Origin of the sequence: Candidatus Aquicultor secundus, from assembly GCF_002791875.1 — a bacterium.
Lineage (GTDB): Bacteria > Actinomycetota > Aquicultoria > Aquicultorales > Aquicultoraceae > Aquicultor_A > Aquicultor_A secundus.
Genome location: NZ_PFNG01000130.1, coordinates 1 through 627 on the forward strand (window position 1 = coordinate 1; position 627 = coordinate 627).

Here is a 627-nt window from a genome sequence, read left to right on the forward strand (position 1 = left end):
CAGTTAACGGAGTTCTCTGCAGTAACGCTGGAAAATTACAAAACAGACTGGAAAACCCAGCGGATTGTTGAGAGAACCCTGCAAATAATGATTGAGACTTGTTCTGATATTGCTAACCATATAATTTCTGCAACCAGTACGAGGCCGCCAACAAGCTATGCGGATACGTTTAGGGTTTTGTTTGAAAATGGTGTCATTAGCGAAGAACTGTCCGGTATTATGGAGAAAATGGCAAAGTTTAGAAACGTTGTTGTCCATCAGTACGAGCAGGTAGATGCTGAGATTGTAATCAGTATCTTAAGGAAACATCTTGGCGATTTTGATAAATTTAAAGAAGCGGTTATCTCATACTTAAAAAGATTGTAACTATTTAACCGTATTCATTCTTAAACGATATAAAGAAGTTCTGCCGCTCTTACTATTTCTATACTCTTGTAAGTTTTAATACCCAGGTGGATTTTTTAAAAGATGCCGCGGAAATGGTGCGCAAGCACTATTTTCCCATCGATCGCGCAAAATCATTTGATGAGATATCTGTAAAGCCCCGGGTTTCGTAGAGGCTTTCAACCTACAATTTCCAAAGTCTTTTCAGACACGTTTTCGCTATAATACATCGCCTCCTTTTCC

The 627-nt window shown here is 38.9% G+C and carries 1 protein-coding gene; it reads left to right on the plus strand.

Going from position 1 to position 627, the window contains the following annotated elements; all coding sequences use genetic code 11:
- The coding region (gene hepT, locus COY37_RS05405; protein WP_286976598.1) for a type VII toxin-antitoxin system HepT family RNase toxin at window positions 1-366 on the plus strand (366 nt) is incomplete at its 5' end.
- Between the last annotated feature and the right edge of the window lie 261 nt (window positions 367-627).